This is a genomic window from Pseudomonas sp. FR229a, from assembly GCF_030209115.1.
Classification (GTDB): domain Bacteria; phylum Pseudomonadota; class Gammaproteobacteria; order Pseudomonadales; family Pseudomonadaceae; genus Aquipseudomonas; species Aquipseudomonas moraviensis_A.
The window spans coordinates 144,235-158,011 of the sequence record NZ_JARVSP010000021.1; the positions used below are offsets into that span (position 1 = coordinate 144,235).

Genomic DNA, 13,777 nt, shown 5'->3' on the forward strand with positions numbered 1-13,777 from the left:
GACTCTGCGGCCCGAAAGGTTTTACTGGGTGCCAGGCGAACCCGGCACCCGATCCAATTTAGCTGGCGACGATGTTGACCAGTTTGCCCGGCACCACAATCACTTTGCGAATGGTCAGGCCGTCGACAAACCGCAGCACGTTCTCGTTGACGCGCGCGGCGGCTTCGATTTCCTCGCGGGTGGCGCTGGCCGGCATTTCGATCTGGCCGCGCAGTTTACCGTTGACCTGAATGACCAGAGTCAGGTTGTCCTGCACCAGAGCGCTTTCGTCCACCGCCGGCCAGCCGGCATCGATCACCGCATCGGCGTGACCCAACTGTTTCCACAGTTCATGGCTGATATGCGGAGTGATCGGCGCCAGCAGCAAAGTGACCGCTTCGAGACCTTCGTGCAGCAGCGCGCGATCCTGTTCGGTGCCTTGGGCGGCTTTTTCCAGCACGTTCATCAGCGTCATGACTTGCGCGATGGCGGTGTTGAATTTGTGGTTCTGGCCGACGTCATGGCTGGCCTGCTTGATCGCCAGGTGGATCGCGCGACGCACGGATTTCTGCTCGTCGCTCAGAGCGCCAACCTCAAGCTTGCCCGGCAAGCCTTGGGTGACGTGGGCTTGCGCCAGACGCCAGACACGCTTGAGGAAACGGTGCGAGCCTTCAACGCCGGAGTCCGACCATTCCGCACTCATGTCGGGCGGCGAGGCGAACATCATGAACAGGCGGCAAGTGTCGGCACCGAACTGGTCGATCATCGACTGCGGGTCGACGCCGTTGTTCTTCGACTTGGCCATCTTCTCGGTGCCGCCGATTTCCACCGGCAGGCCGTCGGATTTCAGCCTGGCGCTGATGACCTTGGCTTTGCTGTCGCGTTCGAGTTCGACATCCGCCGGGTTGAACCAGGTGTAGGCGCCGTTGGCTTCGCGACGATAGTAGGTTTCGGCGATCACCATGCCTTGGGTCAGCAGGTTCTTGAACGGCTCGTTGGAGCTGACCAGACCTTCATCGCGCATCAGCTTGTGGAAGAAGCGCGCATAGAGCAGGTGAAGAATGGCGTGTTCGATGCCACCGATGTACTGATCCACCGGCAGCCAGTGATCGGCGGCGGATTTCTCGACCAGACCACCCTCGAAGTGCGGGGAGGCGTAACGGGCGTAGTACCACGACGACTCGACGAAGGTGTCCATGGTGTCGGTTTCACGCTTGGCAGGCTCGCCGCATTTCGGGCAAGTGCACTCGTAGAACTCGGGCATGCGCGCCAGCGGCGAACCGGCGCCGTCCGGCACCACGTCTTCAGGCAATACGACCGGCAGTTGATCTTCCGGCACCGGTACGTCACCGCACGCAGCGCAGTGGATGATCGGGATCGGGCAGCCCCAGTAGCGCTGGCGGCTGATGCCCCAGTCGCGCAGGCGGAACTGGGTGCGCGAGGCGCCCAGCTCTTTCTTGATCAGGGCCACTTCCATGGCGTCGAACGCGCCAGCGAAGTCGAGGCCGTCGAACTCACCGGAGTTGATCAGCGTGCCGTGCTCGCCATAGGCGTCTTGCCACGGCGCCGGGTTGGTGTCACCGGAGCTGGTGCGCACCACCGATTTCACCGGCAGGTTGTACTTGTGGGCGAATTCGAAATCGCGCTCGTCGTGCGCCGGGACCGCCATGACTGCGCCGTCGCCGTAGTGCATCAGCACGTAGTTGGCGACCCACACCGGCAGTTTTTCACCGGTCAGCGGGTGCTCGACGAACAGGCCGGTCGGCAGGCCTTTCTTTTCCTGGGTGGCGACGTCGGCTTCAGCGACGCTGCCGCCTTTGCATTCAGCGATGAACGCTTGCAGCTCGGGGTTGTTTTGCGCGGCCAGGGTCGCCAGCGGGTGCTCGGCCGCCACGGCGACGTAGGTCGCGCCCATCAGGGTGTCCGGACGGGTGGTGAAGACTTTCAGGGTGCCGGCTTCGCCGATCGAGTCGACGTTGTACGGAAACTGCACTTCCATGCCGCGGGACTTGCCGATCCAGTTGCGCTGCATGGTCTTGACCTGTTCCGGCCAGCCAGTCAGTTCGTCGAGGCTTTCCAGCAGCTCGTCCGCATAGGCAGTGATCTTGAAGTAGTACATCGGGATTTCGCGCTTTTCGATCAGCGCGCCGGAGCGCCAGCCGCGTCCGTCGATGACTTGCTCGTTGGCCAGCACGGTCTGGTCGACCGGGTCCCAGTTCACGGTGCCGTTCTTGCGGTAGATCACGCCTTTTTCGAACAGGCGAGTGAACAGCCATTGTTCCCAGCGGTAGTAGTCCGGCTTGCAGGTGGTCACTTCACGGGACCAGTCAACCGCGAGGCCGAGGCTGCGCAGCTGCGACTTCATGTAGGCGATGTTCTCGTAGGTCCACTTGGCGGGCGCCACGTTGTTCTTCATCGCGGCGTTTTCCGCCGGCATGCCGAACGCATCCCAACCCATTGGCTGCAGAACATTCTTGCCTTGCATGCGCTGGTAGCGCGAGATCACGTCGCCGATGGTGTAGTTGCGCACGTGGCCCATGTGCAGCTTGCCGCTGGGGTACGGGAACATCGACAGGCAGTAGTAGGTTTCCTTGCCTGGCTGTTCACTGACTTCAAAGGACTTTTGCTCATCCCAGAACGACTGGGCGGCGGCTTCGATCTCACGTGGCTGATATTGTTCGTGCATGGCTACTTTTGTACTGGATAGGGGTGGCCTAATCCGCTTCGACGGCTGCATTCGGGATCGCCCGAGTGCGCTGGAAGTGGAATGACAGGAAGCGCCGTAGCATACATGACCGCGCTTGGCCGAGGGAAACCCTGATTACAGCTGTTTGCCAGAGGGTTTGCGTGGCGAGGGCCGTTGGTCGCGGCGTGTAGCCGGTTCGTGCAGCGAAGCTAAGCTCTAACTGGGGAGTGAGTCTTATCTTCAATGAGGTGAGGGATGGTGGAGCAACGGAAAAAAAACGTAACGAAACCCGAGTTGTACGAAAGGTTGATCGATCGTCTGGGCATGGCGCTGGACGCCGTGAAAACCGCTGACCGGCTGCGCGACGAGCGCCCCCTGGAACTGGAATTGCGTGGCTTGAGCCCCGCCGAGTTCAAACTGGTCAAGGCCTATCTGGATCGCAGTGAACGTGAAACGCAGGGATGCCTGTCTCAAGCAGTGAAGCAGCTCGATGCAGCACATTCGGCCAAGGTAATCTGGCTCAAGGACAAGGCGCCGCGCAGAGACACCGGCAAGGTTCGCTCTGTGCAGGCCAAGTAAGCGCATGGCAGGTCGGGAACGGATCTTTTGCAACAGGATCCCGCCTATTGGTTGTAACCCTTGATTAACACTCTTAGGCTTCGGGCATCTTTGGAGATGCCCGATGCCCTTTCGATATTTCATCAAACAACTTTTATTGCCGCCCGGCATTCTCTTGCTGCTGTTGCTGGCCGCCTGGTGGCTGCGCCGCTCGCGACCGCGTCTGGCTGGCGTGTGTTTTGCCCTTGGCTTTGGCGGTCTGTGGCTTATGAGCCTGCCGGTGGTGGTGCAATGGAGCGCCAAGGCATTGGAGCGCGAGCCGCCGCTGGCCCGGCAGGAATGGGCGACGCTGGGGCAACGCGCCGAAGCTATTGTGGTGTTGGGCTCGGGACGTGAGCGCGGTGATCTCGCCTGGGGCGAAGACCAGCCAACCGGCGTCGGTCTCGAGCGTCAGCGTTACGCGGCGCGCCTGGCCAAGGCCTCGGGCTTGCCGATCCTGACCAGCGGCGGCCTGCATTACGGCACGCCACCGACCGAGGCGAAATGGCGGATTCGTTGCGTGATGACTTCGACGTGAGCGTGCGCTGGCAGGAAGGCGAGAGCCGCACCACATGGGAAAACGCGCGGTTCACGGCGGATATTCTCTTGCCGCAGGGGATCAAGCGGGTCGTCGTGGTGACACAGGCATGGCATATGCCGCGCGCGGTGTGGAGTTTTCAACAGGCGGGATTCGAAGTAGTGCCAGCGCCGGTGGGTTTCCTTGGCACCGATAACGCCCGGCCTTTCGGTGGCTGGCTGCCGGAGTTCAAGTCGATCTGGCAGAGCGGGCAGTTGCTCAATGAAGCGGTGGGGCAGGTGGGGTATTCGCTGTTTTACCGAGGTGAAGCCAACCACGATTGACTCGCTGCTGCTAATGCCCTCTTCGCGAGCAGGCTCGCTCCCACATTGAAATGCATTCCAACTGTGGGAGCGAGCCTGCTCGCGAAGCTTTCAAAGCGTTTTCGACATCCGGTTCGCCATCAGCGCCCAACCAAACAGCAGCAGGCACAGCACAATCAATGGCCACGAACGCCATTGCAGATAAGGCGTCAGGTTATGCATCGGCACCACTTCGCCGTACAGCACGCCCTGTTCGAACTGCGGAATCTGCTCGGTGATCTGCCCGAACGGGTTGATCAGGCCGGTAACGCCGTTGTTGGTCGCGCGGATCATCCAGCGTCCGGCTTCCAGTGCGCGCATCTGTGCCATTTGCAGATGTTGCAGCGGCCCGATGGAAGTGCCGAACCAGGTGTCATTGCTGATCGTCAGCAGCAGATCGCTGCGTGCCGATAGCCCGGCGGCGAATTCCGGATAGACCACTTCGTAGCAGATGAACGGTGCGATCTGGTAACCCTTGGCCTGCAACAGCGCCTGATCGGAAGGGCCGCGAGCGAAGTCCGACATGGGCAGGTCGAAGAACGCGATCAAACCACGCAACACATCCTGCAACGGCACGTATTCGCCGAACGGCACCAGTTTCTGCTTCAGATAAGTGCCGTCGCCTTCGCCGACCACGGTGATGCCGTTGAAGAAGCGTCTCTCTTTATGCACGGTCTGGCGGATCGGTACACCGGTGATCAGCGCCGATTTACGCTCGGCGGCGAAGCTGCCCATCATCGTCAGGTAGCCCTCGGCGGACTCCTTCAGAACCGGCACGGCGGTTTCCGGCCAGATCAGCAGGTCGACCGGTTTGGAACGGAAACTCAAGTCGCGGTACAGCGCCAGTTGTGCGTTGAGCTCGGCCGGGTCCCATTTCATGCTTTGCGCGACGTTGCCCTGAATCGCAGCCACCGTCAGCGGTGCGCCGGACGGGCTGGTCCAGGCGTGGCCTTTGAGGGCGACGCCCGCTATCCAGGGGCCCAGCAGAAGTACCAGGCCGGCAGCGATAAAACCCTTGCGCCGCGCCTGCAACAAGCGCGGCGCGTTGTAGATCAATGCCGCCGTCAGTGCCAGCACAAACGACACCAGCCACATACCGCCCACCGGGGCGAGCCCGGCCAGCGGACCGTCGAGCTGACTGTAACCGGAGTAAAGCCACGGAAAACCGGTGAGGAACCAGCCGCGAAACGCTTCCTGTCCGACCCACAGCGCAGCAAAAGCCAGGGCATCCGCCAGCGGCGCCTCGTTACGGCGCAACCAGCGCGCCCACAGCCAGGCGGGCAAGGCGAAGAACCAGGCAATCGCCGCTGTGAACAGCAGCATCAGGAACCCGGCGAGCAACACCGAAGCGCCGCCAAAATGGTGAATGCTGTAATAGATCCAACTGGTGCCGGCGCCAAACAGGCCGAAGCCGAAGCACCAGCCACGACCCAGCGCCTGACGAGGGCTCAGCTCACGCAAACCGGCATAGAACAGACCGACCGCCAGCAACGCCAGCGGCCAGATGTTGAACGGGGCGAGAGCGAAAGTGGTGATTGCACCGGCCGCCACGGCCAGCAGGTTACCGGGCCAGCCGGGGCGGGTAGTCCAGCGCATTTCAGTCCTTAGCGAGCAATAGGTGTCAGACGCAGCAAATGAATCCGACGGCTGTCGGCGTTCAGGATGCGGAAACGATAAGCGCCGATTTCAGTGATTTCGTTGCGTTTTGGCAAGTGGCCGAACGCGCTCATCACCAGACCGCCGACGGTGTCGAATTCGTCGTCGGAGAATTCGCTGTCGAAAAACTCGTTGAAGTTCTCGATCGGCGTCAGCGCCTTGATCAGGAAATCACCGCTGGGCAGCGGCTTGATGTAGCTGTCTTCCTCGACGTCGTGCTCGTCCTCGATATCGCCAACGATCTGTTCGAGGACGTCTTCGATGGTCACCAGACCGGCCACGCCGCCGTACTCGTCGATGACGATGGCCATGTGGTTGTGGTTGGCGCGGAATTCACGCAGCAACACGTTCAGACGCTTGGACTCCGGCACAAACGTGGCCGGGCGCAGCAAATCCTTGATGTTGAAGCTGTCGCCGTTCTCTTTGAAGATCAACGGCAGCAGATCCTTGACCAGCAGCACGCCCATCACGTCGTCATGGCTTTCGCCGATGACCGGATAGCGCGAGTGGGCCGAGTCGACCACGGCCGGGAGAAATTCGCGGGGTGTCTGGGTCGCCTTGATGCTGATCACTTGCGAGCGCGGCACCATGATGTCGCGCACTTGCAGGTCAGCCACCTGAATGGCGCCTTCGACGATGGCCAGCGCTTCGCTGTCCAGCAGTTTGTTCTGATGTGCGTCGCGCAGCAGCTCAAGGAGCTCCTGGCGGTTCTTCGGCTCGTGGGCAAAAGCCTGGGTCAGTTTACCCAGCCATGACTTCTGCCCGTTGCTCGATCGATCTTCGCTCATAGCGATTACTCTGAATCCTTTGTTGTAACGATGGGGGAGTGTTCGGTTTCGTCGTCCGCGTACGGATCGCGATAGCCCAGTTCGGCAAGCAACTCGCGTTCCAGTGCTTCCATTTCCTCGGCTTCGTCGTCATCTATATGGTCGTAACCCAGCAGATGCAAGCAGCCGTGAATGACCAGATGTGCCCAGTGGGCCTTTAGTTCCTTGCCCTGCTCGGCGGCTTCGCGTTCGACCACGGCCACGCAGATCACCAGATCGCCGAGCAGCGGGATATCGAGAAACTCGTCAGGCACTTCCGCCGGGAACGACAACACATTGGTCGCGTAATCCTTGTGGCGCCAGGTGTGGTTGAGCTCGCGGCCTTCTTCCTCGTCGACCAGACGAATGGTCATTTCCGAATCAGCGGTGCGCTGGCGCAGGGCCAGTTCGCACCACTGGCGGAACTCGGCTTCACTGGGCGCGCTGGCCTCGGTGGCGATTTGCAGATCCAGCTCAAGCATCGCGCGAGGCTTCCTTCGCGGCTTCGGCACGGGTCTCGAAGCGCTCGTAGGCCTCGACAATCCGCTGCACCAACGGGTGGCGCACGACGTCTTTGGGCTGGAAGTGGGTGAAGCTGATGCCGGGCACGTCTTTCAGCACTTCGATCACATGGTGCAGGCCGGATTTGGTGCCGCGCGGCAGGTCGACCTGGGTGATGTCGCCGGTGATCACGGCGGTGGAGCCAAAGCCGATGCGCGTGAGGAACATCTTCATCTGCTCGACGGTGGTGTTCTGGCTTTCGTCGAGAATGATGAAACTGTTGTTCAGCGTGCGACCGCGCATGTAGGCCAGCGGTGCGACTTCAATCACCTGCTTTTCGATCAGCTTGGCGACGTATTCGAAGCCGAGCATTTCGTACAGTGCGTCATACAGCGGGCGCAGGTACGGGTCGATCTTCTGCGACAGGTCGCCGGGCAGGAAGCCGAGTTTTTCACCCGCTTCGACCGCCGGACGCACCAGCAGGATGCGGCGGATCTGCTCGCGCTCCAGCGCGTCAACCGCGCAGGCCACGGCCAGATAGGTCTTGCCGGTACCGGCCGGGCCGATGCCGAAGTTGATGTCGTTGCCGAGGATTTCCTTCACGTAGCGCTGCTGATTCAAGCCGCGTGGGCGAATCATGCCTTTTTTCGTACGCAGGGCGACAGTCGGTTCGGCAGGGGCCGGATTGTCGAGATCCGCGCCGGCCGATTCCTGGATGAACAGGTGCACCAGGTCTGGCGACAGCTCGGTACCCTTGGTTTCCCGGTACAGGCGGCGCAGCAGGTTTTCCGCGGACGTGGTGAGTTTGGGGTCGCCAATCAGCTCGAACTGGTTTCCGCGATTGCGGATCTCGATGGCCAGGCGCTGCTCGATCAAGCGCAAATGCTCGTCGAATTGCCCGCACAGATTGGCGAAGCGGCGAGCCTCAAAAGGCTCGAGGAGAAAACGATGTGGTTCGATGGGTGCGTTCAAGGTCGTATTTAGCCGCCCTGGGGCAATTAGGATGAAATCAAGGATAACGCCAGTGGCGTGGGTGCGAAAGCTCTTAAATATCTCAGCCGATCAGCGCCGCTGCGCTTTACCTGTGGGAGCGAGCCTGCTCGCGAAGGCGGCGACACATTCAACATTGATGTGTCTGACAGACCGCCTTCGCGAGCAGGCTCGCTCCCACAGGAGAAAATGCGGCGTTATTGAATTAAAGAGCCACGCAGCGAGTGCGGTTGCGCCGCGTCGATGTGCACGTCGGCGAACTGGCCGATCAGGGTCGGATTGTCGCAGCGGAAGTTGACGATACGATTATTCTCGGTACGGCCTTGCAGCTCGCCCGGGTCCTTCTTCGAATAATCGGTCACCAGAATGCGCTGGATCGAACCGACCATTTGTCGGCTGATCTCGAAGCCTTGCTGATTCAAGCGATGTTGCAGCGCATTCAGACGTTCTTTTTTCAATTCTTCCGGGGTGTCATCGGCCAGATCGGCGGCGGGCGTGCCCGGGCGCTGGCTGTAAACGAAGGAGTAGGAGAAATCGAAGCCGACATCGGCAATCAGCTTCATGGTCTGTTCGAAGTCTTTTTCGGTTTCGCCGGGGAAGCCGACGATGAAGTCCGAGCTGATGCAGATCCCCGGCACGGCCGCGCGCAGTTTGCGCAGCTTGGATTTGTACTCCAGCGCCGTGTGGTTGCGCTTCATCGCCGCGAGGATCCGGTCCGAGCCCGACTGCACCGGCAAGTGCAGGTGCTTGACCAGTTCCGGCACTTCGGCGTGGGCCTGGATCAGGCTGTCGGAAAACTCCAGCGGATGCGACGTGGTGTAACGAATGCGGTCGATGCCATCGACAGCGGCGACCACACGAATCAGCTCAGCCAGATCGGCCAGGCGACCGTCGTGAGTCGAGCCGCGATAGCCGTTGACGTTCTGCCCCAGCAAGGTCACTTCGCGCACGCCGTTTTCGGCAAGGTGAATGATTTCCGCGATCACGTCGTCGAACGGCCGGCTGACCTCTTCACCACGGGTGTACGGCACCACGCAGAACGTGCAGTACTTGCTGCAGCCCTCCATGACCGACACATAGGCACTCGGGCCGTCGATGCGTGGCTCGGGCAGGTGGTCGAATTTTTCGATTTCCGGGAACGAGACATCGACCTGCGGCAGCTTGCTGCTGCGCGCGGCGTCGATCATCTCGGGCAGACGGTGCAGGGTCTGGGGGCCGAACACCACGTCAACATACGGAGCGCGATCGCGGATCGCCGCGCCTTCCTGACTGGCCACACAACCGCCGACGGCGATGACCATGTCCGGGTTGGCCAGCTTCAGCTCGCGCCAGCGGCCGAGCTGCGAGTACACGCGATCCTGCGCGCGCTCACGGATCGAGCAGGTGTTGAGCAGAATCACGTCGGCGTCTTCCGCGCGGGCGGTGACTTCCAGGGCCTGATGTTCGCCCAGCAGATCGACCATGCGCGAGCTGTCGTACTCGTTCATCTGGCAACCGTGGGTTTCGATGTATAGCTTCTTGGCCATGGATTCGGGTCGTCACGTGATTCAAAGAACCGCGCATTATAGGGAACAAGCCGTCAGGTTCCTACCGCTGTGCGTCCGGTGGCTATGCTATAGTTCGCGCCCTCATTTTTACCCCGATGTTATCCGCCCGCCATGACCAAACGCGAAGCTCCAATCTACAAGGTGATTTTCCTCAACCAGGGCCAGGTGTTCGAAATGTACGCCAAGCAGATCTATCAAAGTGATCTGTGGGGTTTCCTGGAAGTTGAAGAATTCGTCTTTGGCGAGCGCACGCAGATGGTCGTCGATCCGAGCGAAGAAAAGCTCAAGGCGCAATTCGAAGGCGTGGTGCGCAGCTTTGTGCCGATGCATTCGATTGTGCGCATCGACGAAGTGGAACGTCTGGGCACGCCGAAAATCAGCGAAGCCCGCGGCGCGGTCGGCAATGTCATGCCGTTTCCGATGCCGATGCCTGAGAAGTAAAAAACAGATTCAAAGCTGGAATGATGTTGTGGCGAGGGAGCTTGCTCCCGTGCGGCTGCGCAGCAGTCTTCAGACCAGAAAATGCATTGTGTCAGCCAGATCGGGATTGCAAGGTTTAGGGCTGCTTCGCACCCCGGCGGGAGCAAGCTCCCTCGCCACAGGGGGCTTACGGAAGAGGTGAAAACGGCGTACGCCCATCGGCGCTCTGCAGTTCCATCAGGTATTTGCGGAAGATCTGTCCGAGCACCTGGGTGGCGGTTTCCAGATCTTCGCGGGACATCTTTTCCGAAACTTCGTCGGCCGTGTCCAATGCCTCTTCGGCACCGTTGACCGCCGCCATCTTCAGCACGATGTACGCCTGGATATTGTTGGCCTGCACGCCTTCACCATGGAAAAACATGCTGCCGAGCTTGAATTGCGCCTGGGCGTGGCCTTGCAACGAGGCCTTTTCGAAATAGCTCAGGGCTTGATTGAGGTCGCGCGGCGCGTTCTTGCCGTCGTAGTAGAACTCACCCAACTCGTACTGCGCTTGCGCATCCCCTTCATCCGCCGCTTTCTGGCAGGCGGCCAATGCCTGCGTGACGTCTTGCGGCTGAGTATTGAGGGTGCAACGACCCATCGCCGGGATCAACAACGAGTTGCCGCCTGCTTGTGCATGCGCGAGCAGGGGCTGAAGGAGCAACAGGCAGCCCAATGCAAGGGTGCGGCCGGTGCGGTTCATGGGAATCGACTTACCTCTGAAGGGCACGCGGACCCGTCGAGGGATCCAATAAGCGCGCATTATGAAATAAGCAGGGCCAACCTTACAAAGTCTTTACTCGTTTTTCTGCTGCGTGGGGAATATATCGCCCGATTCGGGCAGGATTCGCGCAGGCACGTCGGAAAAACCGAGGCTATGTAGGTTAAAGCTGACGCTGGCCATAGCCAACGTCAGCGGTGTGGCGATTATTTCAATGCGGCGAAGGCGCGCTCGGCAGCGTCCAGCGTCAGTTGCAACTCGGCTTCGCCATGGGCGATCGAGGTGAAACCGGCTTCGAACGCACTCGGCGCCAGGTACACGCCACCTTCCAGCATCAGGTGGAAGAAGCGACCGAACAGGGCCGCGTCGCTGGCCATCACGTCGTCGAAAGTGACGATGTCGTCGGCCCCACTGAAATACAGGCCAAACATGCCGCCGGCCTGAGTGGTCACGAACGGAATACCCGCAGCATCGGCGCGTTCTTGCAGGCCATCGAGCAGGCGCGTGGTGTAGTCGGTCAATTCGGCGTGGAAACCCGGGCGGCTGATCAAACGCAGAGTCGTCAGGCCGGCCGCCATCGCCAGCGGATTACCCGACAGCGTACCTGCCTGATACACCGGGCCCAGCGGGGCGATGCGCTGCATGATCTCGCGCTTGCCACCGAAGCAGCCCACCGGCATGCCGCCGCCGATGATCTTGCCGAAGGTGGTCAGGTCCGGCGTCACGCCGTAGTGCGCCTGGGCACCGCCGAGGGCGACGCGGAAACCGGTCATCACTTCGTCGAAGATCAGCACCACGCCGTGCTTGTCGCACAGCGAACGCAGACCTTCGAGAAAGCCCGGCGCTGGCGGCACGCAGTTCATGTTGCCAGCCACCGGCTCAACGATGATGCACGCCACCTCCTCACCCACTTCGGCGAGCATCGCCTCAACCGCATCGATGTCGTTGAACGGCAGGGTCAGGGTGTGTTTGGCGAACGCTGCCGGCACGCCGGCCGAGCTCGGTACGCCCTGGGTCAGTGCGCCGGAACCGGCCTTGACCAGCAGGCTGTCGGAGTGGCCGTGGTAGCAGCCTTCGAACTTGATGATGCTGTCGCGGCCGGTGAAGCCCCGGGCCAGACGGATCGCACTCATGGTCGCTTCGGTGCCGGAGCTGACCATGCGCACCATGTCCATCGACGGCACCAGCGAGCAGACCAGATCGGCCATCTCGGTTTCCATCGAGGTCGGCGCGCCATAGGACAGGCCGTGTTGCAGCTGATTGCGCACCGCATCGAGCACATCCGGATGGCTGTGGCCAAGGATCATCGGACCCCACGACCCAACATAATCCACATAACGCTTGTCGTCTTCGTCGGTGACGTAAGCGCCTTCGGCGTGTTTGAAGAACAGCGGGGTGCCGCCGACGCTCTTGAACGCGCGAACCGGCGAGTTGACGCCACCGGGAATGTGTTTCTGAGCATTGGCAAACAGGGTTTCGGAACGAGACATGATCGGGCTCTCAAATCAGATTTTCAGAAGTTTGTTGAAGGCGCGGGCGCGGCGGGTCACTTCAGCACTGCTGTCAGCACCGAACAGGCCATGGACCACGGCGAGCAGATCGACACCGTGCTCGACCAGCGGCGCGGCGTTATCGAGGGTGATGCCGCCAATCGCGCAGATCGGCAAGTGCAGCTTGCGTTTGGCTTCGTCGAGCAGGTCGAGGCTGCAACTCGGCGCACCGGGTTTGGTGGTGGAATTGAAGAAGCGGCCGAAGGCGACGTAACTCGCGCCTTCTTTGGCGGCTTGTTCGGCCAGGGCGATCTGCCCGTGGCAGGTCGAACCGATGATGGCTTTCGAACCGAGCAGGGCGCGGGTCGGCGAGAGCGGGCCGTCGGTCTGGCCGAGATGCACGCCGACGTTGAGGCGCGCGGCCAATTCGGCGTCGTCGTTGATGATCAACTGCGTTTTATAGCGCTCGCACAAGTTGCGCAGCGCTTCGGCCTCGCGCAGACGGCGGGCCTCGTCGCTGCTCTTGTCGCGGTATTGCAGCAGGGTGACGCCGCCTTCCAGCGCCGCCTCCACGTAAGACAGAAACTTGCCGGCCAGCAACTGGCTGTCGGTGATGGCATACAGGCCACGGAGTTTCATCGGGCAGACCTCACGACGTTACGAGCAGAAATCCAGTGGCAGACGGCGCGGCACGAACTGGCCTTTGCCCAGCTGTTCGGCGTCGCGCAGGGTCCGCCAGGTGTAATCCAGCGCAGTGCGCACGGCACTGGCCAAGTGTTCGCCCTGGGCCAGTCGACCGGCGAGGGCGCTGGCCAGCGTGCAACCGGAGCCGTGATAGCTGCCCGGCAGGCGCTGGCAGATAAAGGTTTCGCGCAGACCGTCGCGGCTGTACACGCGGTTGTGGATCTCCGTTTCGTCGCCGTGGCCGCCGGTGATCAGCAGGTTCTTGACGAACGGCAGGAGTTTTTCTGCGCATTCGTCGGCAGTGCCGTCAGGCAATTCGGCGAGGATCCGCGCTTCAGGAAGATTGGGCGTGGCAATGATCGATAGCGGCAGCAGACGCTCGCGCATCGCGTAGCCGACCTCGTCCTTGCCCAGGCGTCCGCCGCCGCCGGCTCGCAGCACCGGGTCGCAGACCACCGGCAGGTGCGGGTGCGCCGAGAGCAGCTCGACGACGGTGTCGACCATTTCCAGCGAACCGAGCATGCCCAGTTTCACCGCCGCGACTTCGGAGTCGTTGAGCACGGCATTGGCCTGGGCCAGTACCCACTCACGGTCGAGGACGCGAAAGTCAGTGACGTTGACGGTGTCTTGCACGGTCAGGGCGGTGACGGCCGGAGCCGCATGGCAACCCTGCGCGAGCAGGGCTTCGATATCTGCCTGCAAGCCGGCGCCACCACTGGGGTCGTGGCCGGAGAGACAGAGGACAACGGGGCGGGAGCTGTAGATATTCATGGTGCGCGAGC

Annotated in this window: 12 protein-coding genes and 1 pseudogene; 3 read left to right on the forward strand and 10 right to left on the reverse strand. The window is 61.4% G+C overall.

The window, feature by feature from the left end; translation table 11 throughout:
- Nucleotides 1-58: 58 nt before the first annotated feature.
- Nucleotides 59-2,665, reverse strand: coding sequence for a leucine--tRNA ligase (gene leuS, locus QRN33_RS17090; protein ID WP_252875155.1), 2,607 nt, complete (start codon nucleotides 2,663-2,665; stop codon nucleotides 59-61).
- A 255-nt stretch (nucleotides 2,666-2,920) separates the two neighbouring features.
- Here leuS and QRN33_RS17095 point away from each other — a divergent pair, with 255 nt between their 5' ends.
- Both QRN33_RS17095 and QRN33_RS17100 read left to right on the forward strand, forming a co-directional pair.
- Nucleotides 2,921-3,244, forward strand: coding sequence for a hypothetical protein (locus tag QRN33_RS17095; RefSeq protein ID WP_024014441.1), 324 nt, complete (start codon nucleotides 2,921-2,923; stop codon nucleotides 3,242-3,244).
- A gap of 103 nt (nucleotides 3,245-3,347) precedes the next feature.
- Nucleotides 3,348-4,123 (forward strand): annotated as a pseudogene (locus tag QRN33_RS17100) (YdcF family protein).
- A 90-nt stretch (nucleotides 4,124-4,213) separates the two neighbouring features.
- Here the strand turns inward: QRN33_RS17100 and lnt are convergent.
- The 5 genes from lnt to miaB all read right to left on the reverse strand — a co-directional run bounded on the left by lnt (nucleotide 4,214) and on the right by miaB (nucleotide 9,620).
- Nucleotides 4,214-5,737 (reverse strand): apolipoprotein N-acyltransferase, encoded by a 1,524-nt coding sequence (gene lnt, locus QRN33_RS17105; RefSeq protein WP_064364062.1) that lies wholly within the window; start codon nucleotides 5,735-5,737, stop codon nucleotides 4,214-4,216.
- 8 nt (nucleotides 5,738-5,745) lie between these two features.
- Entirely contained in the window at nucleotides 5,746-6,585 is an 840-nt protein-coding gene (locus QRN33_RS17110) for a CorC family transporter (RefSeq protein WP_042610570.1), read from the reverse strand.
- A gap of 5 nt (nucleotides 6,586-6,590) precedes the next feature.
- Nucleotides 6,591-7,085 (reverse strand): rRNA maturation RNase YbeY, encoded by a 495-nt coding sequence (gene ybeY / locus QRN33_RS17115; protein ID WP_285409407.1) that lies wholly within the window; start codon nucleotides 7,083-7,085, stop codon nucleotides 6,591-6,593.
- Nucleotides 7,078-8,076 carry a PhoH family protein gene (locus QRN33_RS17120; RefSeq protein ID WP_042610568.1) on the reverse strand — a complete coding sequence of 333 codons (999 nt, stop codon included), beginning with the start codon at nucleotides 8,074-8,076 and terminating at the stop codon, nucleotides 7,078-7,080. Before QRN33_RS17120 ends, ybeY begins: the two co-directional genes overlap by 8 nt.
- 215 nt (nucleotides 8,077-8,291) lie before the next feature.
- The gene (gene miaB, locus QRN33_RS17125) at nucleotides 8,292-9,620 is read right to left on the reverse strand and encodes a tRNA (N6-isopentenyl adenosine(37)-C2)-methylthiotransferase MiaB (protein ID WP_064364064.1); all 1,329 of its coding nucleotides are present in this window, start codon (nucleotides 9,618-9,620) and stop codon (nucleotides 8,292-8,294) included.
- Between the two features lie 132 nt (nucleotides 9,621-9,752).
- Here miaB and QRN33_RS17130 point away from each other — a divergent pair, with 132 nt between their 5' ends.
- A complete protein-coding gene (locus QRN33_RS17130) occupies nucleotides 9,753-10,082 on the forward strand; it encodes a DUF1820 family protein (RefSeq protein ID WP_016773045.1) in 330 nt (109 codons plus the stop codon).
- A 166-nt stretch (nucleotides 10,083-10,248) separates the two neighbouring features.
- Here QRN33_RS17130 and QRN33_RS17135 read toward each other — a convergent pair whose 3' ends face one another.
- The 4 genes from QRN33_RS17135 to QRN33_RS17150 form a co-directional block, all read right to left on the reverse strand.
- A complete protein-coding gene (locus QRN33_RS17135) occupies nucleotides 10,249-10,803 on the reverse strand; it encodes a tetratricopeptide repeat protein (RefSeq protein ID WP_064364065.1) in 555 nt (184 codons plus the stop codon).
- A 224-nt stretch (nucleotides 10,804-11,027) separates the two neighbouring features.
- Nucleotides 11,028-12,311 (reverse strand): glutamate-1-semialdehyde 2,1-aminomutase, encoded by a 1,284-nt coding sequence (gene hemL, locus QRN33_RS17140; protein ID WP_042610565.1) that lies wholly within the window; start codon nucleotides 12,309-12,311, stop codon nucleotides 11,028-11,030.
- 15 nt (nucleotides 12,312-12,326) lie between these two features.
- Nucleotides 12,327-12,950 (reverse strand): thiamine phosphate synthase, encoded by a 624-nt coding sequence (gene thiE / locus QRN33_RS17145; RefSeq protein WP_285409408.1) that lies wholly within the window; start codon nucleotides 12,948-12,950, stop codon nucleotides 12,327-12,329.
- 18 nt (nucleotides 12,951-12,968) lie between these two features.
- Entirely contained in the window at nucleotides 12,969-13,766 is a 798-nt protein-coding gene (locus QRN33_RS17150) for a hydroxymethylpyrimidine/phosphomethylpyrimidine kinase (protein ID WP_064364151.1), read from the reverse strand.
- Nucleotides 13,767-13,777 lie beyond the last annotated feature (11 nt).

Bases quoted from the DNA above. Each gene is read 5' to 3' on its own strand.
- leuS (WP_252875155.1), bottom strand. From the start codon at position 2,665: ATGCACGAACAATATCAGCCACGTGAGATCGAAGCCGCCGCCCAGTCG.
- QRN33_RS17095 (WP_024014441.1), top strand. From the start codon at position 2,921: ATGGTGGAGCAACGGAAAAAAAACGTAACGAAACCCGAGTTGTACGAA.
- lnt (WP_064364062.1), bottom strand. From the start codon at position 5,737: ATGCGCTGGACTACCCGCCCCGGCTGGCCCGGTAACCTGCTGGCCGTG.
- QRN33_RS17110 (WP_042610570.1), bottom strand. From the start codon at position 6,585: ATGAGCGAAGATCGATCGAGCAACGGGCAGAAGTCATGGCTGGGTAAA.
- ybeY (WP_285409407.1), bottom strand. From the start codon at position 7,085: ATGCTTGAGCTGGATCTGCAAATCGCCACCGAGGCCAGCGCGCCCAGT.
- miaB (WP_064364064.1), bottom strand. From the start codon at position 9,620: ATGGCCAAGAAGCTATACATCGAAACCCACGGTTGCCAGATGAACGAG.
- QRN33_RS17130 (WP_016773045.1), top strand. From the start codon at position 9,753: ATGACCAAACGCGAAGCTCCAATCTACAAGGTGATTTTCCTCAACCAG.
- QRN33_RS17135 (WP_064364065.1), bottom strand. From the start codon at position 10,803: ATGAACCGCACCGGCCGCACCCTTGCATTGGGCTGCCTGTTGCTCCTT.
- hemL (WP_042610565.1), bottom strand. From the start codon at position 12,311: ATGTCTCGTTCCGAAACCCTGTTTGCCAATGCTCAGAAACACATTCCC.
- thiE (WP_285409408.1), bottom strand. From the start codon at position 12,950: ATGAAACTCCGTGGCCTGTATGCCATCACCGACAGCCAGTTGCTGGCC.
- QRN33_RS17150 (WP_064364151.1), bottom strand. From the start codon at position 13,766: ATGAATATCTACAGCTCCCGCCCCGTTGTCCTCTGTCTCTCCGGCCAC.